At 76.2% G+C, this 22,217-nt stretch carries 23 protein-coding genes; 13 read left to right on the top strand and 10 right to left on the bottom strand.

Features of this window, described 5'->3' with window-relative positions:
* Window positions 1-111: 111 nt before the first annotated feature.
* Genes ACYVI6_RS13025 through ACYVI6_RS13010 form a run of 4 tightly spaced genes read left to right on the top strand, consistent with a single transcriptional unit; the run spans window position 112 to window position 4,319 of the window.
* Window positions 112-840, top strand: coding sequence for a monooxygenase (locus tag ACYVI6_RS13025; protein WP_460446783.1), 729 nt, complete (start codon window positions 112-114; stop codon window positions 838-840).
* Window positions 837-1,667 (top strand): carotenoid biosynthesis protein, encoded by an 831-nt coding sequence (locus ACYVI6_RS13020; RefSeq protein WP_460446782.1) that lies wholly within the window; start codon window positions 837-839, stop codon window positions 1,665-1,667. Before ACYVI6_RS13025 ends, ACYVI6_RS13020 begins: the two co-directional genes overlap by 4 nt.
* Window positions 1,664-2,797, top strand: a complete 1,134-nt coding sequence (locus ACYVI6_RS13015; protein ID WP_460446781.1) for a glycosyltransferase family 2 protein — start codon at window positions 1,664-1,666, stop codon at window positions 2,795-2,797. Before ACYVI6_RS13020 ends, ACYVI6_RS13015 begins: the two co-directional genes overlap by 4 nt.
* Window positions 2,798-2,807: 10 nt before the next feature.
* Complete coding sequence (locus ACYVI6_RS13010; RefSeq protein ID WP_460446780.1) at window positions 2,808-4,319, top strand: phytoene desaturase family protein; 1,512 nt, start codon at window positions 2,808-2,810, stop codon at window positions 4,317-4,319.
* Window positions 4,320-4,399: 80 nt separating this feature from the next.
* On the opposite strand, the gene ACYVI6_RS13005 is transcribed toward ACYVI6_RS13010, so the two are convergent.
* Both ACYVI6_RS13005 and metF read right to left on the bottom strand, forming a co-directional pair.
* Window positions 4,400-5,068, bottom strand: a complete 669-nt coding sequence (locus tag ACYVI6_RS13005; RefSeq protein ID WP_460446779.1) for a CDP-alcohol phosphatidyltransferase family protein — start codon at window positions 5,066-5,068, stop codon at window positions 4,400-4,402.
* Window position 5,069: 1 nt separating this feature from the next.
* Complete coding sequence (gene metF, locus ACYVI6_RS13000; protein ID WP_460446778.1) at window positions 5,070-5,999, bottom strand: methylenetetrahydrofolate reductase [NAD(P)H]; 930 nt, start codon at window positions 5,997-5,999, stop codon at window positions 5,070-5,072.
* A 116-nt stretch (window positions 6,000-6,115) separates the two neighbouring features.
* On the opposite strand from metF, the gene ACYVI6_RS12995 reads away from it, so the two are divergent.
* The 3 genes from ACYVI6_RS12995 to ACYVI6_RS12985 are packed head-to-tail and all read left to right on the top strand — an operon-like array spanning window position 6,116 to window position 9,734.
* Window positions 6,116-7,195, top strand: a complete 1,080-nt coding sequence (locus tag ACYVI6_RS12995; RefSeq protein ID WP_460446777.1) for a polyprenyl synthetase family protein — start codon at window positions 6,116-6,118, stop codon at window positions 7,193-7,195.
* Window positions 7,192-8,727, top strand: coding sequence for a phytoene desaturase family protein (gene crtI, locus ACYVI6_RS12990; protein ID WP_460446776.1), 1,536 nt, complete (start codon window positions 7,192-7,194; stop codon window positions 8,725-8,727). The genes ACYVI6_RS12995 and crtI overlap by 4 nt, the downstream gene beginning before the upstream one ends.
* Before the next feature lie 32 nt (window positions 8,728-8,759).
* Window positions 8,760-9,734: a phytoene/squalene synthase family protein gene (locus ACYVI6_RS12985; protein ID WP_460446775.1), complete on the top strand. Its 975-nt coding sequence runs from the start codon at window positions 8,760-8,762 to the stop codon at window positions 9,732-9,734.
* Here the strand turns inward: ACYVI6_RS12985 and ACYVI6_RS12980 are convergent.
* The 3 genes from ACYVI6_RS12980 to ACYVI6_RS12970 are packed head-to-tail and all read right to left on the bottom strand — an operon-like array spanning window position 9,731 to window position 10,784.
* Window positions 9,731-10,072 (bottom strand): lycopene cyclase domain-containing protein, encoded by a 342-nt coding sequence (locus ACYVI6_RS12980; protein ID WP_460446774.1) that lies wholly within the window; start codon window positions 10,070-10,072, stop codon window positions 9,731-9,733. The genes ACYVI6_RS12985 and ACYVI6_RS12980 overlap by 4 nt on opposite strands.
* Window positions 10,069-10,422, bottom strand: coding sequence for a lycopene cyclase domain-containing protein (locus tag ACYVI6_RS12975; protein WP_460446773.1), 354 nt, complete (start codon window positions 10,420-10,422; stop codon window positions 10,069-10,071). Before ACYVI6_RS12975 ends, ACYVI6_RS12980 begins: the two co-directional genes overlap by 4 nt.
* A gap of 14 nt (window positions 10,423-10,436) precedes the next feature.
* On the bottom strand, window positions 10,437-10,784 hold the full coding sequence (locus ACYVI6_RS12970; protein ID WP_460446784.1) for an Rv2175c family DNA-binding protein: 348 nt from the start codon (window positions 10,782-10,784) through the stop codon (window positions 10,437-10,439).
* Between the two features lie 191 nt (window positions 10,785-10,975).
* On the opposite strand from ACYVI6_RS12970, the gene ACYVI6_RS12965 reads away from it, so the two are divergent.
* Both ACYVI6_RS12965 and pknB read left to right on the top strand, forming a co-directional pair.
* The gene (locus ACYVI6_RS12965) at window positions 10,976-12,088 is read left to right on the top strand and encodes a lytic transglycosylase domain-containing protein (protein WP_460446772.1); all 1,113 of its coding nucleotides are present in this window, start codon (window positions 10,976-10,978) and stop codon (window positions 12,086-12,088) included.
* 40 nt (window positions 12,089-12,128) lie between these two features.
* The gene (gene pknB, locus ACYVI6_RS12960) at window positions 12,129-14,063 is read left to right on the top strand and encodes a Stk1 family PASTA domain-containing Ser/Thr kinase (RefSeq protein WP_460446771.1); all 1,935 of its coding nucleotides are present in this window, start codon (window positions 12,129-12,131) and stop codon (window positions 14,061-14,063) included.
* Here the strand turns inward: pknB and ACYVI6_RS12955 are convergent.
* Window positions 14,050-14,943, bottom strand: coding sequence for an alpha/beta fold hydrolase (locus tag ACYVI6_RS12955; protein ID WP_460446770.1), 894 nt, complete (start codon window positions 14,941-14,943; stop codon window positions 14,050-14,052). The two genes, pknB and ACYVI6_RS12955, sit on opposite strands and share 14 nt — an antisense overlap.
* Before the next feature lie 40 nt (window positions 14,944-14,983).
* Between ACYVI6_RS12955 and ACYVI6_RS12950 the strand changes: the two genes are divergently transcribed.
* Complete coding sequence (locus ACYVI6_RS12950; RefSeq protein WP_460446769.1) at window positions 14,984-15,451, top strand: MarR family transcriptional regulator; 468 nt, start codon at window positions 14,984-14,986, stop codon at window positions 15,449-15,451.
* 16 nt (window positions 15,452-15,467) lie between these two features.
* Here ACYVI6_RS12950 and ACYVI6_RS12945 read toward each other — a convergent pair whose 3' ends face one another.
* Together ACYVI6_RS12945 and ACYVI6_RS12940 are read right to left on the bottom strand one after the other, a co-directional pair.
* Entirely contained in the window at window positions 15,468-16,853 is a 1,386-nt protein-coding gene (locus ACYVI6_RS12945; RefSeq protein WP_460446768.1) for a class II 3-deoxy-7-phosphoheptulonate synthase, read from the bottom strand.
* A 102-nt stretch (window positions 16,854-16,955) separates the two neighbouring features.
* A complete protein-coding gene (locus tag ACYVI6_RS12940; protein WP_460446767.1) occupies window positions 16,956-17,978 on the bottom strand; it encodes a 6-phosphofructokinase in 1,023 nt (340 codons plus the stop codon).
* Window positions 17,979-18,058: 80 nt separating this feature from the next.
* Between ACYVI6_RS12940 and ACYVI6_RS12935 the strand changes: the two genes are divergently transcribed.
* A complete protein-coding gene (locus ACYVI6_RS12935) occupies window positions 18,059-18,877 on the top strand; it encodes a DUF1028 domain-containing protein (protein ID WP_460446766.1) in 819 nt (272 codons plus the stop codon).
* A 45-nt stretch (window positions 18,878-18,922) separates the two neighbouring features.
* Here ACYVI6_RS12935 and ACYVI6_RS12930 read toward each other — a convergent pair whose 3' ends face one another.
* Window positions 18,923-19,810: a lysophospholipid acyltransferase family protein gene (locus tag ACYVI6_RS12930; RefSeq protein ID WP_460446765.1), complete on the bottom strand. Its 888-nt coding sequence runs from the start codon at window positions 19,808-19,810 to the stop codon at window positions 18,923-18,925.
* 141 nt (window positions 19,811-19,951) lie between these two features.
* On the opposite strand from ACYVI6_RS12930, the gene ACYVI6_RS12925 reads away from it, so the two are divergent.
* Both ACYVI6_RS12925 and ACYVI6_RS12920 read left to right on the top strand, forming a co-directional pair.
* Window positions 19,952-20,698: an alpha/beta hydrolase gene (locus tag ACYVI6_RS12925; protein WP_460446764.1), complete on the top strand. Its 747-nt coding sequence runs from the start codon at window positions 19,952-19,954 to the stop codon at window positions 20,696-20,698.
* 1 nt (window position 20,699) lies between these two features.
* Window positions 20,700-21,404 carry a hypothetical protein gene (locus tag ACYVI6_RS12920; protein WP_460446763.1) on the top strand — a complete coding sequence of 235 codons (705 nt, stop codon included), beginning with the start codon at window positions 20,700-20,702 and terminating at the stop codon, window positions 21,402-21,404.
* 48 nt (window positions 21,405-21,452) lie between these two features.
* On the opposite strand, the gene ACYVI6_RS12915 is transcribed toward ACYVI6_RS12920, so the two are convergent.
* On the bottom strand, window positions 21,453-22,157 hold the full coding sequence (locus tag ACYVI6_RS12915) for an endonuclease/exonuclease/phosphatase family protein (RefSeq protein ID WP_460446762.1): 705 nt from the start codon (window positions 22,155-22,157) through the stop codon (window positions 21,453-21,455).
* Window positions 22,158-22,217 lie beyond the last annotated feature (60 nt).

Below are 22,217 nucleotides of genomic sequence, written 5' to 3'. Positions count from 1 at the left end.
GCCTGACCGGCAGGCGCCGACGCGCCAGGACCACGCCACGACCGCGCCGCGACCGCGCCGCGACCGCGGTGCGACGCGGCCGCTGCGGGTGGTGCCCCGTACGGTTGCCGCGTGCCGTCGTCCGCCGACCCCAGCGCCCGCAGCGGCGAGGCCGAGGCCGTCGAGCTGCTGCACCTGTGGGGCGTGCGGCCGCGGCAGGTGCCGGCCGCGGTCGCGCGGATGGCCACCAGCCGGCCTGCGCTGCGCGGCACCGAGGGCCTGACCTTCCGCAAGCTGCTGGGCACCGGCGACGGGCGCACCTTCACCGCGCGCGACGCCGACCCGCTGCACTGGGGGCTGCTCACGGTCTGGCGCGGGTCGCCGTACGCCGACGCGTTCACCACCTCGCACCCCGCCGTCCGCAGCTGGCGGCGCATCGCGCACGAGGAGCTCGTGGTGCGGATGCGCCCGATCGTGTCGCGCGGCACCTGGGCCGGCCGCGAGCCGTTCGGCCGCCCGGTGCCGCGCCGCGTCGACGGACCGGTCGCCAGCCTCACCCGTGCCCGCATCCGCCCGACCCGGGCCGCGGCGTTCTGGCGCTCGGTGCCGCCGGTGTCGGCCGACCTGCACCGCGTCGACGGCCTGCGCCTCGCGGTCGGGGTGGGCGAGGCCCCGGTCGGGCTGCAGGGCACCTTCAGCCTGTGGCGCGACGGCGCCGCCCTGCAGGAGTTCGCGCACGGCCGGTCGGCGCACGTCGACGTGGTGCGGCGGACGCCGGAGGAGGGCTGGTACGCCGAGGAGCTGTTCGCCCGGCTGCAGGTGCTCTCGGTCGACGGCACGTTCGGCGGCGCGACCCCGTGACCGCCGACGCGGTGCACCACCCCGCCCGGACCGTGGGCGACGTCGGCCCGGCCCGGCGGCTGGCGAGGGTGCTCGCCGCCGCCGCGGTGCTGGCCCAGATCGCCTACCCGCTGCTCGACGGCGCCGCCCTGCGGGCCGACACGATCGCCACGGTGCTGCTGTTCGCCGCCGCGTCGGTGACGCACTGCGCCGCCACCCGCGGCGTGCGGGCCGCCGTCCTGCTGCTGGCGCTCGGCGGCGGGGCGGGCCTGCTCGCCGAGGCGGTCGGGGTGGCGACCGGCGTCCCGTTCGGCAGCTACGCCTACGCCGGCACGCTCGGTCCCCAGGTCGCCGGCGTCCCGCTCATCGTGCCGCTCGCCTGGGTGATGATGGGCTACCCCGCCCTGGTGCTCGGACGCCGGCTGGGTGGCGCGCACGACGCGCGGGTGGTGCTGCTCGGCGGGCTGGCGCTGGCCGCCTGGGACCTGTTCCTCGACCCGCAGATGGTCGCCGCCGGGCACTGGACGTGGCAGTTCCCGGTGCCCGCGCTGCCCGGTGTGCCGGGCATCCCGCTCACCAACTACGCCGGCTGGGTGCTGGTCGCCCTGGTCGTGGTCGGCCTGCTGCACCGGGCGCTGCCCGAGCCACCCGCCGACGCGCCCGCGCCGCACGACGTGCCGGCCGCGCTGCTGGCCTGGACCTGGGCCGGGTCGACGTTCGGCAACGCCGTCTTCTTCGGCCGGCCGGGTGTCGCGCTGTGGGGCGGCGTCGCCATGGGCCTGCTGGTGGTGCCCTACCTGCGCTCGGTGCACCGCGCCCGCGCCCGGCGTCCCAGGGCGCCGGCGTGAGGCGCCTCGACGTCGTGACCTGGGTCGCGTCGGCGGGGGCGGCCGCGCTGACGCTGCACGGCGCCCTGAACGGCACCCGGTTGCGGACGCCGCCGACCGACCCGCCGCCGTCCGCGGAGTGGGTGTCGGTGCTGCTGCCGCTGCGCGACGAGGAGCACCGCGCGGAGCCGGCGCTGCGCGCGCTCGTCGCCGCCCTCGACCAGCTGGGCCCGCGGTCGGAGCTGGTGGTGCTCGACGACCGCTCGCGCGACGGCACGGCGGCGCTCGTGCGCCGCGTCGTGGGCGGCGACGCCCGGGTGCGGCTGGTGACCGGCGAGCCGCCGCCGGCGGGGTGGCTCGGCAAGCCGTGGGCCTGCGAGCAGCTGGCCCGCGAGGCGCACGCGGCCAGCACCTGCCTGGTGTTCGTCGACGCCGACGTGGTGCTCGAGCCGCACGGGCTGGCCGCCACGGTGGCGCAGCTGCGCGAGGCCGGGCTCGACCTCGTGTCGCCCTACCCGCGGCAGCTCGCGCACACCACGGCCGAGCGGCTGGTGCAGCCGCTGCTGCAGTGGTCGTGGCTCACCACGCTGCCGCTGCGACTGGCCGAACGGTCGCCGCGGCCCTCGCTGAGCGCGGCGAACGGCCAGCTGCTCGCCGTCGACCGCGCGGCGTACCTGCGGGCCGGCGGGCACGCGGCGGTGCGCGACCAGGTGCTCGACGACGTCGCCCTCGTGCGGGCGGTCAAGGCCACCGGCGGCCGCGGCGGCGTCACCGACGGCACCGGGCTGGCCAGCTGCCGGATGTACGACGGGTGGGCCGACCTGCGCGACGGGTACGCGAAGTCGCTGTGGTCGGCCACGGGCTCACCCGCCGGGGCCGTGGCCACCACCGGCGGGCTCGGCCTGCTGTACGTGTGGCCCGCGGTCGCGGCCGCGACCGGGTCGCTGCCCGGCGCGCTCGGCTACGCGGCAGGCGTCGCCGGCCGGGTGCTCGCCGCCCGGCGCACCGGCGGTCGCTCGTGGCCGGACGCCCTCGCGCACCCGCTGTCGGTCGGCGCCCTCGGGTACCTCACGGCGCTCTCGTGGCGCCGGAAGCGGCGCGGCGACCTGCGCTGGAAGGGCCGGCCGGTGGCGGTCGACGCCGCTCCGTAGACTCCCGCGGGTGGCGCGCGTCGTGGTGGTCGGAGCCGGCATGGGCGGCCTGGCGGCGGCGGCACGGCTGTCGGCCCAGGGGCACGAGGTCACCGTCTGCGAGCAGGCCGACGTCGTGGGCGGCAAGCTCGGCTGGTTCGAGCGCGACGGCTTCGGCTTCGACACCGGTCCCAGCCTGCTGACGCTGCCCGCCGTCTACCGCGACCTGTTCCTGAAGACCGGCCCGGCCCTGGGGACGGTGGTCGAGCTGCAGCCGGTCGACCCGGCGTTCCGCTACCGGTTCGCCGACGGCACCTGGCTCGAGCTGCCGAACGCCTCCCGCGGGCGGCTCACCGCAGCGCTCGACGACGCGCTCGGCGGGGGCGCGGGTGCGCAGTGGGCGGCGTTCATGGACCGCGCCAGCCTGATCTGGGACGCGACCCGCGAGCCGTTCCTCGAGTCGGCGCTGGGCGGGATGCCTGCCCTGCTGCGCAGCTCGATGCGGGTGCGCGACCTGCGCACCGTCGCCCCGTTCACGTCGCTGCGGCGGCTGGGCACGCGCTACCTCGACGACCCGCGGCTGCGGACGCTGCTCGACCGGTACGCGACCTACACCGGCTCCGACCCGCGCCGGGCGCCGGCCGCGCTGGCCACCGTGCCGTACGTCGAGCAGACCTTCGGCGCCTGGTACGTCGCGGGCGGGCTGCGCCGGCTCGGCGAGGCGCTGCACCAGCGGGTGCTCGACACCGGGGCGAGCGTGCGCACCGGCGCCGACGTCACGTCGATCGGGCTGGCCGGCGGGCGGGTCGACCACGTGCTGCTGGCGGACGGCGAGCGGCTGCCGGCCGACGTCGTGGTGGCGAACGCCGACGCCGCGCACCTGTACGGCGACCTCGTCGAGGGCCCGCAGGCGGCCGCGGCCCGACGCGCGCTGGCCCGCACCACGCCGTCCCTGTCGGGCTTCGTGGTGCTGCTCGCGCTGCGCGGGCGCACCCCGGGGCTGCGGCACCACACCGTGCTCTTCCCCGACGACTACGACGACGAGTTCGACTCGGTGTTCGGCACCGGCCCGCACCGCGGCCGGCCGCGGCCGGTGCCCGACCCCACCGTCTACGTCAGCGCGCCCGACGACCCCGCGCTGCGGCCGGACGACGCGCACGAGTCGTGGTTCGTGCTGGTGAACGCGCCGCGGCACGCACCTGACGACCCGGCCGCCGGCGTCGACTGGGACGCGCCCGGCCTGGCCGCGTCGTACGCCGACCGCGTGCTCGACGTCATGGCCGCCCGCGGGCTCGACGTGCGCGACCGGGTGCTGTGGCGCGAGGTGCGGACGCCGGCCGACCTGGCTCGCGGCACCCGCGCCGTCGGCGGGTCGATCTACGGCACGTCGAGCAACGGCGCCCGCTCGGCGTTCCTGCGGCCGTCGAACGCCTCGCCGGTGCCGGGGCTGTTCCTCGTGGGCGGGTCCGCGCACCCCGGCGGCGGGCTCCCGCTCGTCGGGCTGTCGGCGGCGATCGTCGCCGGGCTCGTCGGCCGCGCCTGACCCCTTCCGCGCGTCGACCCGCTCTGCAGCTCGCGAGAGCGGGTTCACGCGCGCACAGCGGGCTGACGCGCGGAAAGGGGTCAGCGCAGGCGGCGGCGCAGGACGACGACGAGCTGGGTCAGGCCGACGACGCCGGTGAGCGCCCAGCCGACCAGGCCGAGCAGGCCGAGCCGGTCGGCCCACTCGGGGCGCACGCCGGCGCCGAGCGCGAACATCAGCGCGATCGCCACCCGGGTGGGTCGCTCGCCCACGGTGACCACGGCGACGTCGGTCAGGCCGGCAGCGGCGGCCCGGGCCCGCAGGTACTCGTGCAGCAGCGACACCAGCGCGCAGCCGGCGGCCAGCCAGCCGACGGCCGCGGCGTCGTCGTCGAGGCCACCGAGCGCCAGCAGCCCGGCCACGAGCAGCGTGTCGGCGACCCGGTCGCAGGCGGCGTCGAGCACGGCGCCCCAGCGGGTGGCGGCGTCGCGCATCGTGGCGACCGCACCGTCGACGCCGTCGAGCAGCCCGCCGACCAGCACGACGCCGGCGACGGCCAGCGGCCACCGCGACCCGGCGAGGGCGAGCGGCACGACCGCCGCGCAGACCAGCACGCCGAGCACGCTCACGGCGTCCGGCGGCACCCGCAGGGCGGCCACCGGGCGGGCGGCCAGGTACACCAGCGACAGCCACCAGCGAGCGACGCCGTGACTGGTGTCGGCGCCGCCGTGCACCTGCGACCAGCGCCGCAGGTACTCCTCGCGGGTCATCTCAGGCGGGCACCGCGAGTCCGAGACCCTCGTAGATCTCGAGCGTCGCGGTCGAGCGGTTCAGCGTGTAGAAGTGCAGGCCGGGCGCGCCGGCGTCGAGCAGGTCGCCGCAGAGCCGGGTCGCGAGCTCGATGCCCTTGGCCCGCACGCGAGCCGGGTCGTCGCCGACCGACTCGAGCTCGTCGACCACCCACCCGGGCACGTCGACGCCGGACAGCTGCCCGAACCGGTGCACCTGGGCGAGGCTGGTGATCGGCATGATGCCGGGCACCACGGGCAGGTCGCTGCCGGCCGCGCGCAGCCGGCGGACCAGCCCCTCGTAGGCGGCCGGGTCGAGGAACAGCTGGGTGATCGCGAAGTCGGCACCGGCCTCGGCCTTCGCCACCAGCACCCGGGCGTCGTGGTCGAGGTCGGGCGACTCGGGGTGCTTGTCGGGGAACGCGCCGACGCCCACGCAGAAGTCGCCCATCGAGCGCAGCAGCTCGACCAGCTGCACCGCGTGGTCGAGGCCGTCGGGGTGCGGCTGCCACGGCGCGCTCGGGCCGCCGGGCGGGTCGCCGCGGATGGCCACCACGTTGCGCACGCCGGCGTCGGCGTACTGCCCGATGACCTGCCTCAGCTCGGCCACCGACGCGCCGACGCAGGTCAGGTGCGCCACCGGGGTGAGCGTCGTCTCCTGCGCGATGCGCTCGGTGATGCGCACCGTGCGGTCGCGGGTCGAGCCGCCCGCACCGTAGGTGACGTCGACGAACGTCGGGTGCAGCCGCTCGAGCCGGCGCAGCGCCGTCCACAGCTGGGCCTCGCCGGCGTCGTCCTTCGGGGGGAAGAACTCGAACGAGTAGGACCGACCGCCCTCGGCCAGCAGCTCGCGCAGGCTCTCGTGCACGGTCGGCTCACCGCCGAGCCGCGTGGAGGGCAGACCGAGCGCCATGGGAGCAGCGTAGAACCGCGCCACCCGCATCGGGTCATGGTGCCCGGGTCGTGGACGCCGCATAGGCTCCCGGCACGGGCGGTCGCGCCCGTTGGCCCCGAGTCGAGAGAGGTCGCGTGCCACACCCCCTGGACGTCGAGGACCTGCGCACGCGGGTGCAGAAGGCGCTGGACGACCACGTCAGCACCCAGGCCCGGCGGCTGGAGGAGCTCGGCCCGGACGTCGCGCCGATGGTCGACTGCATCAGCGACCTGCTGCGCGGCGGCAAGCGGCTGCGCCCGGCGTTCTGCTACTGGGCCTGGCGCGGTGCGGGCGGCGAGGACCGGCACGAGGTGCTCGAGGCGGCGGCGTCGCTCGAGCTGTTCCAGGCCGCGGCGCTGCTGCACGACGACGTCATGGACGACAGCGACACCCGGCGCGGCGCCCCCTCCGCGCACCGGCGGATGGCCGTGCTGCACCGCGGCAACGGCTGGACCGGCGACGGCGAGCGCTTCGGCGAGGCCGCGGCGATCCTGGCCGGCGACCTGTGCCTGTCGTGGAGCGACGAGATGCTCACCCGCAGCGGCCTGCCGGACGACGCGCTGGCCCGCGGCCGCGAGGTGTTCGACCTCATGCGCACGCAGCTGATGGGTGGGCAGTACCTCGACGTGCTGGAGCAGGTGGTGACCGAGGCCACCGACGGCGCCGGCAGCCTCGAGCGCGCCCGCCGGGTGATCCGCTACAAGAGCGCGAAGTACACCGTCGAGCACCCGCTGCTGCTGGGCGGCGCGCTAGCCGGTGCCGACCCCGCGCTGCAGGCGTCGTACAGCGCCTACGGCCTGCCGCTCGGCGAGGCGTTCCAGCTGCGCGACGACGTGCTCGGGGTCTTCGGCGACCCCGAGCAGACCGGCAAGCCGGCGGGCGACGACCTGCGCGAGGGCAAGCGCACCGTGCTGGTGGCGGCGACCCTCGAGGCCGCCTCGCCCGCGCAGGCGGCGGCCGTGCGACGACGACTGGGTGACCGGCACCTCGGGCCCGACGACGTCGAGCTGCTGCGCTCGATCATCGTCGACACCGGGGCGCTCGACCGCGTGGAGGCGATGGTGCTCGAGCTCGTGGCGGAGGCCGAGGCGGCGCTGGCGGCGGCCGACGTCGCCGACCCGGCCCGTCAGGTGCTGGCCGACCTGGTCGGCACGGCGACGGCGAGGCAGGCGTGAGGGGGCCGCGCACGGTCCGCGGCGCCACCGACCACGTCGTGGTCGTCGGGGCCGGGCTCGCCGGGCTCTCGGCGGCGATGCGGCTGGCCGGTGCCGGACGCCGGGTCACGCTGCTGGAGCGCGAGACGCAGCCGGGGGGTCGGGCCGGGCAGGTGCGGCTCGAGGCGCCCGACGGCGCGGGCACGTACCACGTCGACAACGGGCCGACCGTGCTCACGATGCCCGACCTCATCGCCGACTGCTTCGACGCGCTCGGCGAGGACATGGCCGACTGGCTCGAGCTGGTGCCGGTGGCGCCGCTGTACCGCAGCTTCCACGCCGACGGCTCGCGGATCGACGTGCACGCCGACCCCGTGGCGATGGCGCAGGAGCTGCGCGAGACGTGCGGCCCGGCCGAGGCGGCCGGCTTCGAGCGCTACGTCGACTTCGTGTCGAAGCTGTACCGCTACGAGATGCGCGACTTCATCGACCGCAACATCGACTCGCCGTTCGACCTGCTGACGCCGAACCTGGCCCGGCTGGTGGCGCTGGGAGGGTTCCGCCGGCTGGCGCCGAAGGTCGAGCAGTACCTGCACGACGAGCGCACGCAGAAGCTGTTCTCGTTCCAGGCGATGTACGCCGGGCTGTCGCCGTACGAGGCGCTGGCGATCTACGCGGTCATCGCCTACATGGACTCGGTGGCGGGGGTGTTCTTCCCCAAGGGCGGCATGCACGCGGTGCCGGTCGCGATGGCCGCCGCGGCCGAGAAGCACGGCGTCGACATCCGCTACGGCACCACGGTCACCCGCGTCGAGCACTCCGGCGGTCGCGCGGTCGCCGTGCACACGGCGGACGGCGAGCGGGTCGCCGCCGACGTCGTGGTGCTCAACCCCGACCTGCCGGTGGCGCACCGCGAGCTGCTCGGCCGCTCGCCGTGGTCGGTGCGCCGGCTGCGCTACTCCCCCTCGTGCTACCTGCTGCTGGCCGGCAGCACCCGCAGCTACGAGCACACGGCGGTCGGCGGCGCGCACCACACGATCCACTTCGGCCGCTCGTGGAAGGGCGTGTTCGACGACCTGCTCGGCGGGCGGCTGATGAGCGACCCGTCCGTGCTGGTCACGAACCCGACCCGCACCGACCCCTCGCTCGCACCGCCCGGCCGCGAGATCTACTACACGCTGTTCCCGACGCCGAACCTCGACAGCGACCTCGACTGGCGGCGCATCGCGCCGGCGTACCGCGACCACGTGATCGCGACGCTCGAGGAGCGCGGCTACGAGGGCTTCGGCGACGCGATCGAGGTCGAGGACGTCACGACGCCGCTCGACTGGGCCGCCCGCGGCATGGAGCGCGGCGCACCGTTCGCCGCCGCGCACTCGTTCGGGCAGACCGGACCGTTCCGCCCCGGCAACCTGTGGGGCGAGAACGTGGTCTTCACCGGCTCGGGCACCCAGCCCGGTGTCGGCGTGCCGATGGTGCTGGTGTCGGGCCGGCTGGCCGCCGAGCGGGTGCTGGGCCACGACCCGGCGTACCGCTCGCGAGCCTGGCGGTGACGAGCGCACCACCGGCACGGCAGGATGCAGCGGTGCCCGACGCGCCCGATCAGTCGACCCGTGCCTCCCGCCTGCCGCGCCCGCTCCGCGTGCACGAGCGTGCGCTCGACGCGGCCGGGATCACCGACCCGTGGCTGCGGCAGGCCTACGAGACCGCCCGGCTGGTGAACGCCGAGCACGGCCGCACCTACTACCTGTCGGCGCTGCTGCTGCCCGCCGACCGGCGTCCGCACGTGTACGCGCTGTACGCGTTCTCGCGGTGGGCCGACGAGTTCGTCGACTCGCTCGAGGCGCCCGACCCGCAGGGCCTGCTGACGTGGGGCGCCGAGGCGCTCGACGGCCTCGAGCGCGGGACGTCGAGCGACCCGGTCGTCGCGGCGGTCGCGCACACCGCCCGCGAGCTCGGCATCGAGCGGCAGCTGTTCGAGGACTTCCTGGCCGCGATGCGCCAGGACATCGACGTCACCGACTACGCGACGTACGACGACCTGCGCGCCTACATGTGGGGGTCGGCCAGCGTCATCGGGCTGATGATGCTGCCGGTGCTCGGGCCGCTGACCCCCGACGCCCGCGAACCGGCGATCGCGCTGGGCGAGGCCTTCCAGCTGTCGAACTTCGTGCGGGACGTCGGCGAGGACCTCGACCGCGGCCGGGTCTACCTGCCGCAGGAGGACCGGGCCCGGTTCGGCGTCACCCGCGCCGACCTGGAGTCGCGGGTGGTCACCGACCGGGTGCGCCGGCTGCTGGCGTTCGAGATCGAGCGCTGCCGCGAGCTGTACGCCGTGGCCCGCACCGGCGTCGCCATGGTGCGCCCCGAGAGCCGCCCGTGCCTGGAGACCGCGATCGCGCTGTACGGCGGGATCCTCGACGAGGTCGAGGCCGCCGACTACCACGTGCTCGACCGCCGGGTCAGCGTGCCGAACCGGCGCCGCGCCGCCGTGGCCGGCCCGGCGCTGCTGCGTGCGGTGCGGGCGCGCCGCGAGCGGACCCGCTGGCGGACCGCCTAGCCCCGAGCAGCCTGCCCGGCGCGGCGGCGGCCCCAGAACACCCACCACGCCAGCGACTGCAGCACCAGCGCGAAGCCGAAGGCGACGTCCTCGACCGGCGCGAACAGCACCCGTCCGTGGCCGAAGGCGACCGGCTGCGAGCCGCCGAGCACCGCGTCGCCGTCGTAGCGCACGATGCCCCGGCCGGTGAGCCAACCGTTCGTGAGCAGCTGGAAGAACAGGACGATCGCGTACGACACCCAGAACACCTTGCGCCCCAGCAACCGGGTGCGCAGCACGACCAGGTCGAGCAGCACGCTGAGCGGCACCGCCACCAGGCACAGCTGGGTGTAGGTCACCGCGGGTCGCCCGGCTGCTCGGGCGGCTCGTCGCCCACCGGCCAGCCGCGGACGGTGCGCACCGCCTCCAGCGTCAGCACCGCCGCGAGCGGCACGACGACGAAGAACGCGACCTCCTCCAGGGGCAGGCCGCCGGGCAGCCGGACGGCGAGCACCTGCGCGGGGTCGAACGTCCAGTGCCCGCGGGCGACGGCGTAGAGGTCCCAGAGCACGAACAGCGGCAGCACCGGCAGCACGGTGAGCAGCAGCCGCCGCCACCTGCGGTACACGCCGACGTGCAGCACCAGCTCGAGCGGGGCGGTGCCGGCCAGGCAGAACACGAGCATGGCGACGTACCCGAGGTGCCGCACGGACGACCCGGTGCCTAGAACGCGAGGGCCTGCGCCCGGCGGCGCACCTCGGTCTTGTGGCCGCTGTGCAGCGCCTCGATCGGGCTGCCGCCCTGGATGCTGTCGTCGGGCGTGAACAGCCACTCGACGGCCTCGGCGCCGGTCAGGCCCGAGTCGGCGAGCACGCTGACCGTGCCCTGCAGGTGGTTGACCGGCGCGTCGCCGTCGAACAGCCGCGCCGGCACGCTCAGCACGCGGCGCTCCCCGCGGCGGACGGCGAGCAGCAGGCCGTCCTGCAGCATCCGCCGCACCTTCCCGACGTCCGTGCCGAGCCGCTCGGCGACGTCCGGCACGGTCAGCCAGTCGCCCACGAGCGCGTCCAGCGCGTCCGTGGCGCCGCCCGCTGCCTCGGCTCCGGCCGGGTCGGGGGTGTCCTCGGTGCCTGCGGGTCGGTCGACGGGGCTGGGTGCAGAGGTCGGGTCGGCCACGCGTCCAGGGTGCCACAGCACACGGTCGGCTACCCTGCTGCATCGAACCGTGCGTCACACCCGTCACTCGCGTCACAGGAGATCCCGTGCCCGTCGTCACCCCGGCCATCGCCGCCGTCGCCGGCGCACCGCTGCTCCTCGCCGGCTGGAGCCAGGTCACCGTCCGCGACGGCGACACCCTGTGGGACATCGCCAGCGCCCACCGCACCGACGTCGGCACCCTGGCCCGGGCCAACCACCTCGCCGACGGCGGGCACCTGCTGCACCCCGGGCAGGTGCTGCGGGTGCCGGCGGCGAAGGGCACCGCGCAGCACGCCCGCGCGGCCCGGGCCGCCGCCGAGCGCCGCGCGACGTCTGCGGCGCGCACCACGGCGTACCGGGTGCGGTCGGGCGACACGATCAGCGACATCGCGCTGCGGCTGCGGGTCTCCCCCGGCACCCTGCTGCGGCTGAACCACCTCGACGCCCGCGGCCGCATCTACGCCGGGCAGCGGCTCGCCGTGCCGGCCAAGGCGGTCAAGGCCGTCAAGCGCTCGACCACCCGCACCGCCGCCGGCCTGACCACCGCCACCGTGGTCGTGCGCAGCGGCGACACGGTGGGCGGCATCGCGGCGGCGCACGGCACGACGGTCGCCGCCGTCCTGAAGCTCAACCACCTGCGTGCCGCGTCGCTGCTGCAGATCGGGCAGCGCCTGCGGGTGCCGACGAGGCAGCGCTTCTCGGCCGACACCTTCGAGGGCCGCACCTACGCCTCGGCCGTCGTGCGCGCAGCCGCCCGCAACCGGGCCGTGCTCGCCGACCGCTCGGTGCCGAGCCGGGCCGCCACGCGCGCGCTGGTCGAGCGCACCGCCCGCCGCTACGGCGTCGACCCCGCGCTCGCGGTGGCCGTCGCCGTGCAGGAGTCCGGGCTGCACCAGCGCCAGGTCTCGGTGGCGAACGCGATCGGCGTCATGCAGGTCATCCCCTCGTCCGGCCGGTGGGCCGAGACGCTGGTCGGGCGCCACCTGGACCTGCTCGACACCGGCGACAACGTGACGGCCGGCGTCGTCATCCTGAAGTCGCTGCTGCGGTCCGCCGACACCCGGGCGCACGCGATCGCCGGCTACTACCAGGGGCTCGGCTCGGTGCAGCAGCACGGGATGTTCGCCGACACGAAGCGCTACGTCGCCTCGATCGAGCGGCTCGCCAGCGGGCGCTGAGGTGCCGGGCCGGACGCCGGGGCGACCGTAGACTCCCGCCGTGGGCGCCAGGGTGGCCGATCCGCTCGTCGGGCGCGTGCTCGACGGGCGCTACCTGGTGCGCTCGCGCATCGCCCGCGGCGGCATGGCGACCGTGTACCTCGCGGTCGACCAGCGACTCGACCGCGAGGTCGCCCTCAAGGTGATGCACGCCGGCCTCGGTGACGACGAGGAGTTCGTGCGCCGCTTCACCCAGGAGGCCCGCTCCGCCGCGCGGCTGAGCCACCCGGGCGTCGTGCAGGTGTACGACCAGGGCGAGCACGACGGCGTGGTGTTCCTCGCGATGGAGCACGTGCGCGGCCGCACGCTGCGCGACGTCATGGACGAGCGCGGCCCGCTGAGCCCGCGCGAGGCCCTCGACGTGCTCGAGCTGGTGCTCGACGCGCTCGCCGCGGCGCACGCCGCCGGCATCGTGCACCGCGACGTGAAGCCCGAGAACGTGCTGGTCGCCGACGACGGCCGCACCAAGGTCGCCGACTTCGGGCTCGCCCGGGCCGTCGACAGCGCCACCACCAGCCAGACCGGGCTGCTCATCGGCACCGTCGCCTACCTCGCACCCGAGCAGGTCGAGCGCGGACGGGCCGACGCCCGCAGCGACGTGTACGCCACCGGCGTGCTGCTGTTCGAGCTGCTCACCGCCACCAAGCCGTTCAGCGGCGAGACCGCCGTGCAGATCGCGTTCCAGCACGTCACCAGCCAGGTGCCGGCGCCCTCCTCGCGGTCGGCGCAGGTGCCCGCCGCGATGGACGACCTGGTGGCCGCCGCCGCCGCCCGCGACGCCGCCGACCGGCCGGCGGACGCCCGCGAGCTGCTGATGCTCGTGCGCGAGACGCGGCACCGGATGCCCGGCACCGACCTCGACCGGCGCGCCGAGCGGCCGGAGGGCCAGGAGCCGGAGCCGGGGCCCGACGGGGACCCGGAGGACGATCACGGTGCCGCTCGGGCGGGCGACACCACCCGCGGCCTCGACACGAGCGGCCACGCCGGCACGGTGCGCCTGCAGCTCGACGAGCACGCCGGTGCCACCGCGCTGCCCGGGCCGCGGCGGCGCCGTCCGCGTCGTGGCGTCGTGGCCCTGGTCGCCGTGCTGCTGCTGGCTGCGCTGCTCGGCGTCGGCGGCTGGTACCTCGGGGCCGGCCCCGGCGCCTACGCCGTGGTGCCCCCGCTCGCAGGGACCAGCCAGGACGCCGCCACCGGCGCGCTGCGCGCCGCCGGCCTGTCGTCGGACGTCGCCACCGCCTTCAGCGAGACCGTGCCGGCCGGCGAGGTGGTCGAGGCCGATCCGGCACCCGGCCAGCGCGTGCGCAAGCGCACCGCCGTGCAGCTGACCGTCTCGCGGGGCAAGGAGCGCTTCGAGGTGCCCACGGTCACCGGCGGCAGCGAGCGGGCGGCCGGTGACGCCCTGACCGCGCGCAACCTCGTCGTCGGCGACGTCACCCGGCGCTACGACGAGCGGGTGCGCAAGGGCCGGGTGCTCACCCAGTCGGTCGCGCCCGGCACCAGCGTCCGCCGCGGCACCAGGGTCGACCTGGTGGTCAGCCGGGGACGGCAGCCGGTCACCGTGCGGTCCACCGTCGGCAAGGCCGGTGACGCCGCGGTGGCGGCGCTGCGGGCCGCGGGCCTCGACCCCGTGGTGAGCGAGGCCTTCGACGACGAGGTGCCCGACGGCGACGTCGTCTCGCAGACCCCCGCGAAGGGCACGCTGTTCAAGGGCGACCGGGTCGAGCTCGTGGTCTCGAAGGGCCCGCCGCTCGTCACCGTGCCGCGGGTGGTCGGCACCCAGGCCGGTCCGGCCGAGCAGGCGCTGCGCGCGGCCGGGTTCGACGTCCGCGTGCGCAAGGTGCTCGGCGGCTACTTCGGCACGGTGCGCTCGCAGAGCCCCGACCCGGGCGAGCGCGCGCCCCGCGGCAGCACCGTGACGCTCACCGTCGTGTAGCGGGCGCGTCCTCGAGCAGGAAGCGGCGCAGCACCGGCGCCACGGCCTCCGGGCGACCCCGGTCGGACCGGTTCTGCGTCGCCCCGTGGTCGGTGCCGTCGAGGTCGACGCGCTCGGCGCCGGGCACCACCTCGGCCAGGGTCTGCACCGCACGGCGCAGGTACGGGCGGGTGCGGGTGCCGGCGAGCAGCAGGGTGCGCGCCCGCACCGCCGCCAGCTCGCCCTGGCGCCCCAGGTTCGCCCGCACGACGGCGACGACGGCGGCCGCGTCGGTCGCCAGCTCGAGCGCGGACGCCGGGTCGCCCTGCCCCCGCCCGCCGCGCAGCATCCCGCGCGCGGCCAGGGCCAGCACCCCGGTGGGCAGCCCGAACAGCCACGGCGGCCCCATCTGCGACACCTGCACCGCGATCGCCGTCGCGCGATCGAGCCGCCCGGCGGCGTGCGCCTCGTCGAACCGGTCGAGCCGCTCGAGCAGGGCGCTGCCGCCGTCGTCGCCGACGTACAGCGGCGGCTCGAAGGCGGCGAGGTGCGTGAGGACCGGCCCGGTCGCGGCGGCCGCACGCAGGGCGAGCAGCGCGCCCGAGCTGATCCCGAGCACCCGGGTGGCGCCGGTGGCGCCGAGCGCCGCGACCACGTCGGCCACCTCGCGACCGGCGTCCGCGTCGCCGGGCTGCCACGGCCCGCTGGTCCCCCGGCCGCGCCGGTCGAGCAGGTGCACCTCGAGGTCGTCGCCGAGCAGCCGCGCCAGGTCGAGCTGGCTGCGACCCGACTGCATGGCGCCGTGCACGACGAGCACGCCGGGACCGCTGCCGAGGCTGTGCACGCCGAGCCGGCGTCCGTCGTCTGCCGTCAGGTGGTGGGTGCGCGGCGCTAGCGTCATGACAACATCTTAGCGACTAAGAGGTCTGTAGACTAGGGCGGTGCCCCGACCCACCGCCCGACGCGCCGCGCTGCTGCAGCGGCTGTGGGTGCTCGACCAGGAGTCCAGCCTCGAGACGGCGCTCTTCCACGCCGACGCCGCCGCCGCGATGGGGCTCGGCGTCACCGACACCAAGGCCCTCGGCATCCTGCAGCGCGACGGGGCGCAGACCGCCGGGCAGCTCGCCGCCCGGCTGGCGGTGACGTCGGGTGCGGTCACCGGCGACGTCGTCCGGCTCGCGGCCCGCGGTGTCGCCCGCCGCGGCACCGACCCGGCGGACGGGCGCCGGGTGCTGGTGCAGGCGGTGGCGCAGCCGACCGACGCCGGGTCGCCGTACGCGGCGATCGGCGCGGCGTTCAGCGCGCTGTACGCGCGCTACTCCGAGGAGCAGATCGCGTTCCTGGTGCAGCACACCGAGGACTCCCTGGCCCTGCTGCGCGAGGCGCGCGCCGGGCTCGCAGCACCATGACGCCCACCGCCACCGGTCAGGAGGCGGCGCGCGCCGCCAGCATCTCGGCGACGAGGAAGGCGACCTCGAGGCTCTGCTGGTGGTTCAGCCGCGGGTCGCACACCGACTCGTAGCGGGTCGCCAGGGCGGCCTCGTCGATCTGCTCGAAGCCGCCGAGGCACTCGGTGACGTCGTCGCCGGTCAGCTCGAGGTGCACCCCGCCCGGCACGGTGCCGAGCGCCGCGTGCACCTCGAAGAAGCCGCGCACCTCGTCGACGATGTCGTCGAAGTTGCGCGTCTTGTACCCGGTGGGCGACTCGAACCCGTTGCCGTGCATGGGGTCGCAGATCCACAGCACCTGCCCGCCGGCGCGGTCGACGGTCTCGACCAGCCGGGGCAGCGCCTCGCGGATGCGCGGCGCACCCATCCGCGTGATGAACGTCAGCCGTCCCGGCTCGCGGTCGGGGTCGAGGCGGTCGATGAGCGCCAGCACGTCGTCGGGCTCGGTCGAGGGGCCGAGCTTCACGCCGATCGGGTTGCGCACGCGCGAGAGCAGGTCGACGTGCGCGCCGTCGAGCTGCCGGGTGCGCTCACCGATCCACAGGAAGTGCGACGAGACGTCGTACGGGTCGCCGGTGCGCGAGTCGATGCGGGTCAGGGCGCGCTCGTACTCCAGCAGCAGCGCCTCGTGGCTGGCGTAGAACTCCACGCCCCGCAGCGCCTCGAAGTCGGCGCCGCAGGCCGCCATGAACTTCATCGCCTTGTCGATGTCGCGCGCCATCACCTCGTAGCGCGCCTTCGCGGTGTTGCCGACGAAGCCGCGGTTCCACTCGTGCACGCGTCGCAGGTCGGCGAAGCCGCCGGTGGTGAACGCGCGGATGAGGTTCAGCGTCGAGCTGCTCGCGTGGTACGTGCGCAGCAACCGTGCCGGGTCGTGCTCGCGACCCTCGGGCGTGAAGGCGTAGTCGTTCACGGCGTCGCCGCGGTAGGCGGGCAGCGTCACGCCGTCGCGGGTCTCGAGGTCGCTGCTGCGCGGCTTGGCGAACTGACCCGCCATCCGGCCCAGCTTGATGACCGGGGTGCTCGCGCCGTACGTCAGCACGACCGCCATCTGCAGGATCGTCTTGACCCGGTCGCGGATGTTGTCGGCCGTGGTGCCGGCGAACGTCTCGGCGCAGTCCCCGCCCTGCAGCACGAACGCCTCGCCGCGCGCGGCCATCGCCAGCCGGGTGCGCAGGTCGTCGCACTCCCCCGCGAACACCAGCGGCGGCATCGAGCGCAGGGCCGCGGTGACCGAGTCGAGGTCGGCCCCGGCCGGGTAGCTGGGCTGCTGGGCGGCCGGCAGCGTGCGCCACGAGTCGAGCCCGCCTGCGCCGGCGCCCGCGGGCGCGTCCACCAGGTCGTCGAGGTCGGTGGTGCTCACCCGGTCAGCGTACGTGGCGGGTCCGCCACGCACGGACGGCGTCCGGATGCCGGGACGTCGTGCCCAGCACCCGGACGCCGTCGCGTGGCGCGCCTCGGCCGATCAGCCGAAGAAGACCTGCGCCTCGTCGTAGCGCTCGCGCGGCACGGTCTTGAGCTCGGCGGTCGCCTCGGCGAGCGGCACCAGCACCACGTCGGTGCCGCGCAGCGCCGCCATCACGCCGAAGGTGCCTGCGTGCACGGCGTCGATCGCCGCGAGCCCGAAGCGCGTCGAGAGCACCCGGTCGTACGCGGTGGGCGTGCCGCCGCGCTGCACGTGCCCGAGCACCACGGCCCGGGACTCGGTGCCGGTGCGCTGCTCGAGCTCGTCGGCGAGCCAGGTCGCGATGCCACCGAGCTGCACGTGCCCGAACGCGTCGAGCTTCTCGTGCTGCGCCGACTCGCGGCCGCCCTCGGGCAGCGCGCCCTCTGCGACGACGACGAGCGGGGCGTGCCCCCGGTCGGAGACCTGCTTGCACCAGCCGGCCACCTGCTCGACGTCGAAGGGGACCTCGGGGATCAGCGTGACGTCGGCGCCGCCGGCCAGGCCGGTGTGCAGCGCGATCCAGCCGGCGTGCCGGCCCATCACCTCGACGACGAGGCAGCGGTGGTGCGACTCGGCGGTGGTGCGCAGCCGGTCGACCGCCTCGGTGGCGATGGAGACCGCGGTGTCGAAGCCGAACGTGTAGTCGGTGGCGCCGAGGTCGTTGTCGATGGTCTTGGGCACGCCCACGACCGGGATGCCGTCGTCGGTCAGCCGCTTGGCCACGCCGAGCGTGTCCTCGCCGCCGATGGCGACCAGCGCGTCGATCCCGAGGTCGGCGAAGTGGCCGCGGATCTGCTCGAGGCCGCCCTCCTCCTTGTACGGGTTCGTGCGCGACGAGCCGAGGATCGTGCCGCCGCGGGCCAGGATGCCGTCGACCTCGTCGAGCCCGAGCGGCAGCGTGGCGCCGGTCATCGGCCCCCGCCAGCCGTCGCGGAACCCCACGAACTCGTGCCCGTACCCCGTGCCCTTGCGGACCACGGCGCGGATCACCGCGTTGAGCCCCGGGCAGTCGCCGCCACCTGTCAGTACTCCGATGCGCATGCCCTCGACCCTATGGGCTGGCCGCTCTCGACGCACCGCCCCACGCGGCCGAGGACCCGCCCACGCCGTAGGTTGCGGCCATGACCTTCTCGATCGTCGGACGCGACGGTGACGCCTACGGGGTCGCCGTCGCCAGCAAGTTCCTCGCCGTCGGCGCCGCGGTGCCCGCGGCCGTGGCCGGTGTCGGCGCGGTCGCCACGCAGGCCTACGCGAACCTCACCTACCGCGGCGACGGCCTGGCGCTGCTGCGCGGCGGCGAGCGGGTCGCACCCGTGGTCGCCGCCCTCACCGCCGCCGACGAGGGCCGCGACCAGCGTCAGCTCGGCGTCGTCGGGCCGGACGCCGGGGCGACCTTCACCGGGCCGGGCTGCAGCGACTGGGCGGGCGGCCGGGCCGGCGCCGACTACGCGGTGCAGGGCAACATCCTGCTCGGCGAGGACGTCGTCGACGAGGTCGAGCAGAGCTGGCTCTCGACCGCCGGGCAGCCGCTCGCCGACCGGCTGCGGGCCGCACTGGTGGCGGGCGACGCCGCCGGCGGCGACAAGCGGGGCCGGCAGAGCGCGGCGCTGCTCGTCGCCCGCCCGGGCGCCGGGTACGGCGGCGACGACACCGAGGTCGACCTGCGCAGCGACGAGCACCCCACCCCGGTCGCCGAGCTCGGCCGGATGCTCGAGCTGCACCGCCTCTACTTCGGCGAGGCCGACGAGGCCGAGCTGCTGCCCCTCGAGGGCGCCGTGGCCGACGAGACCCGCCGGCTGCTGGCCGGCCTCGGGTACGACGACCCCGACCTCGAGCAGGCGCTCGACGACTGGGCCGGCTCGGCGAACTTCGAGGAGCGGCTGCGTCCCGGCCGCCTCGACCCCGTGGTGCTCGAGCAGCTGCGGCTCGGCCGGCGCTGACCGACGTCGTCCTGGTCGTCGCCGGGTCAGCCGGCGAGCGTCCGGTCAGCCCGCGGCGCGATCGTCGTCCGGCTCGCTCGCGCGGCGCAGGTCGGCGTCGGCCGCCGGTGCGTCCTCGGTGACGTCGAGCGCCTCACCGGCCGCACCGAGCGATCCCTCGCCCGCGTCCGCCGCGTCCGGCGCGTCGGTGACGTCGAGGGCGGGCGACTCGTCCTCCGGGTCGCCCGGCAGCGCGACGGTGCGGCCGCGCCGGGCGGCGGCCAGGCGCTCCTTCATCGCCGCGGCGTACACGTCGACGTACTCCTGACCGCTGAGCTGCATCAGCTCGTACATCAGCTCGTCGGTGATCGACCGCAGCACGAAGCGGTCGTCCTCCATGCCCTCGTAGCGCGAGAAGTCGAGCGGGGCGCCGATGCGGACGCCGACGCGGGTGATGTGCGGGATCGTGCGGCCGATGGGCTGCGCCTTGTCGGTGCCGACCATCGCGACCGGGATCACCGGCACCTTGCCCTCGAGCGCCATCCGCGCCACGCCGGTCTTGCCGCGGTACAACCGGCCGTCCGGCGAGCGGGTGCCCTCGGGGTAGATCCCGAGCAGGTCGCCGCGGCGCAGCACCTTCAACCCGGTGCGCAGCGCGGCCTCGCTGGCCCGGCCGCCCCCGCGCTCGATCGGCAGCTGGGCGGCGAGGCGGAAGAACAGCGCGGTGGCGCGGCCCTTGGGCCCGCGGCCGGTGAAGTAGTCGGCCTTCGCCAGGAACGTGACCTGCCGGTCGAGCACCAGCGGCAGGAAGATCGAGTCGGAGAAGGACAGGTGGTTGCTGGCGAGGATCGCGCCGCCCTCGGCGGGGACGTGCTCGAGGCCGACGACCCAGGGCCGGAAGACCAGTCGGACGAGCGGTCCGAGGACCACGGACTTCATCAGCCAGTAGAACACCGCACCTGCCCTTCGTCCGTTGCTCCGTCCGCCTGTGAACTGTAGGGCACCCCTCGACCTCCACCCACCTGCGTGGGACGATGACGACGCCGCCTGGACCGCCTGGACCACCCGGTCCCGCCCAGCCGCCGAGGAGGTCCCGTGCCCGTCCTGCCTGGTGCGCAGCCGTGGAGCAGCGACGGCGGTGACGTCGGCGCGCTGGTGCTGCACGGGTTCACCGGATCGCCCCAGGGCGTGCGGCCGTGGGGCGAGGCGCTGGCCGCGGGCGGGCTCACCGTGCGGGTGCCGCGGCTGCCCGGGCACGGCACCACCTGGCAGGAGCTGAACACCACCCGCTGGGCCGACTGGTACACCGCCGCCGAGACCGCGCTCGTCGAGCTGCGCTCGCGCTGCTCGACCGTCGTCGTCGCCGGGCTGTCGGTCGGCGGCGCGCTCGCCCTGGCCCTCGCCGAGCTGCGCGGCGCCGACGTCGACGCCATCGCCCTGGTCAACCCCGCCGTCCGCTTCGACGACCCGCGGCTGCGGGCGCTGCCGGTGCTGAAGCACCTGGTGCCGTCGCTGTCCGGCATCGGCAGCGACATCGCGAAGGAGGGGGCGGTCGAGCTGGCCTACCCGCGGCTGCCGCTCAAGGCGCTGCACTCCGTCGTCGGCGGCATCGCCGAGGTGGCCCGCGAGCTGCCGCGCGTCACCCAGCCGCTGCTGGTGCTGCACTCGCCGCAGGACCACGTGGTGCCGCCGTCGAGCAGCGAGCTGGTGCTGTCGCGGGTGTCGAGCAAGGACGTCACCGACGTGGTGCTCGGCCGCAGCTACCACGTCGCGACGCTCGACCACGACGCCTCGACGATCGAGCACGAGACGCTGAAGCTCGCGCAGCGGGTGGCGGGCTGACGTGGCCGCCGACCGACCGGACGACCGTCCGGACACCAGCGGCGACCCCGACGTCGACGCCGCCTTCGCGCGGATCGTCGCCGGCTTCGACCAGCCCGCCGACGTCGACGGCGGGGTGCCGCGCTGGCCGGTGCTCGAGGACCTGCCTGACGACGAGGCGACGGCCCGTCGACGCCGTGCGGACGCCGACGACCGCGGTCCGGACGCCGACGACGCGGGGGACGGCACCGCCGGGGCTCCCGACGCGTCGGACGGCGACGCGGCCCCGGGCGCAGGCCGCGGCCCCGCCACCTCGGGCGACCGGGCCAGCGACCGGCGTCCGGTCGAGCGCCCCGACGACGCGAACCCGATCGGCCGCGAGCACGCACCTGACGCGCCGGAGGCCGCCGAGCCGCTGCGCCCGCGCCCGCTGCCCGGGCCGGCCGAGCTGTCGGCCCGCGACTGGATCGCGATGGAGCCCGAGGAGGGCTACGTCCCGCCCGAGCCCCCGCCGCTGCCGCGCGGCGACCTCGTGAGCCGGCTGGCGTGGGCCGGTGTGCTGCTCGGACCGCTCGTGCTCGTCGTGGCCGGGCTGTTCTTCCGCGACCTCGGCCGGCTGTGGCTGGCGCTCGCCGGGCTGGCGTTCATCGGCGGCTTCGTGACGCTCGTCGTCCGGCTGCCGGCGCACCGCGACGACGACGTCGACGACGACGGCGCGGTCGTCTGACCCGACCGGTGCGTCAGGCGGCCCCGACGAACAGCTGGCCCGGCACGCTCAGCCGGGGGTGACCTCGAGCTCGGCGACCAGCGGCTGGTGGTCGCTGGCCGACCGCACGAGCGGTCCACCCGGCGAGCGCAGCGACAGCACCCGCACCTGCGGCGACACCAGCAGCGCGTCGATCCGGCGGTGCGGCGACCGGCTCGGGTAGGTCGGCGTCGCGGCACCGGGCAGGTCCAGGGCGGCGTCGCGGCCCAGGGCCTGCAGCCGCGCCCACGACGGGCCGTCCGGCGGCTCGTTCAGGTCGCCGGCCAGCACCACCGCGCCGGGCAGGGCGGTGACCCGGCCGACCACCCGCCGGGCGTGGTCGGCCCGTTCCTCGGGACGCAGCGGCAGGTGCACGCTGAGCACGGTCAGTCGGGCGCCGCCCACCTCGACCAGTGCCAGGGCCACCCCGCGGGTGCGGGTGAACGGGCCGCGCACCGGCAGCCGGGCCGCCTCGCGGTGCAGCACCCGCGCGCCGGGGGCGACGAGGACGGCGGTGCCACCGGTCCCCCGGCCGCCCACCACGGGCAGCAGCCCGGCGCGGTCGGCGACCGGGCGCAGCCGTCGGTGGTCCCAGAAGCGCCGCGGCGCCTCCTGCAGCAGCGCGACGTCGGGGGCGGTCTCGCGCAGCACGGCCGCGACGGCGTGCCGGTCGTCGAGCCGGTCGCGCACGTTCCAGCTGACCACCCGCAGCCGCGCGGTGGCCGCCGCGGTCACAGCGCCCGGCCCTCGCGACGGCGCCGGGCGGTGCGGGCCGGGTGCCGCCGGCGGCGGAAC

The organism is Angustibacter aerolatus (genome assembly GCF_054776675.1).
Note: the sequence above shows the minus strand (reverse complement) of the source record. Positions and strands in the feature narration are given on the sequence as shown.

Coding starts and splice junctions, on each gene's coding strand:
- ACYVI6_RS12935 (WP_460446766.1), top strand. CDS start 18,059: ATGACCTTCTCGATCGTCGGACGCGACGGTGACGCCTACGGGGTCGCC.
- ACYVI6_RS12940 (WP_460446767.1), bottom strand. CDS start 17,978: ATGCGCATCGGAGTACTGACAGGTGGCGGCGACTGCCCGGGGCTCAAC.
- ACYVI6_RS13005 (WP_460446779.1), bottom strand. CDS start 5,068: ATGACCCGCGAGGAGTACCTGCGGCGCTGGTCGCAGGTGCACGGCGGC.
- metF (WP_460446778.1), bottom strand. CDS start 5,999: ATGGCGCTCGGTCTGCCCTCCACGCGGCTCGGCGGTGAGCCGACCGTG.
- ACYVI6_RS12955 (WP_460446770.1), bottom strand. CDS start 14,943: ATGACGCTAGCGCCGCGCACCCACCACCTGACGGCAGACGACGGACGC.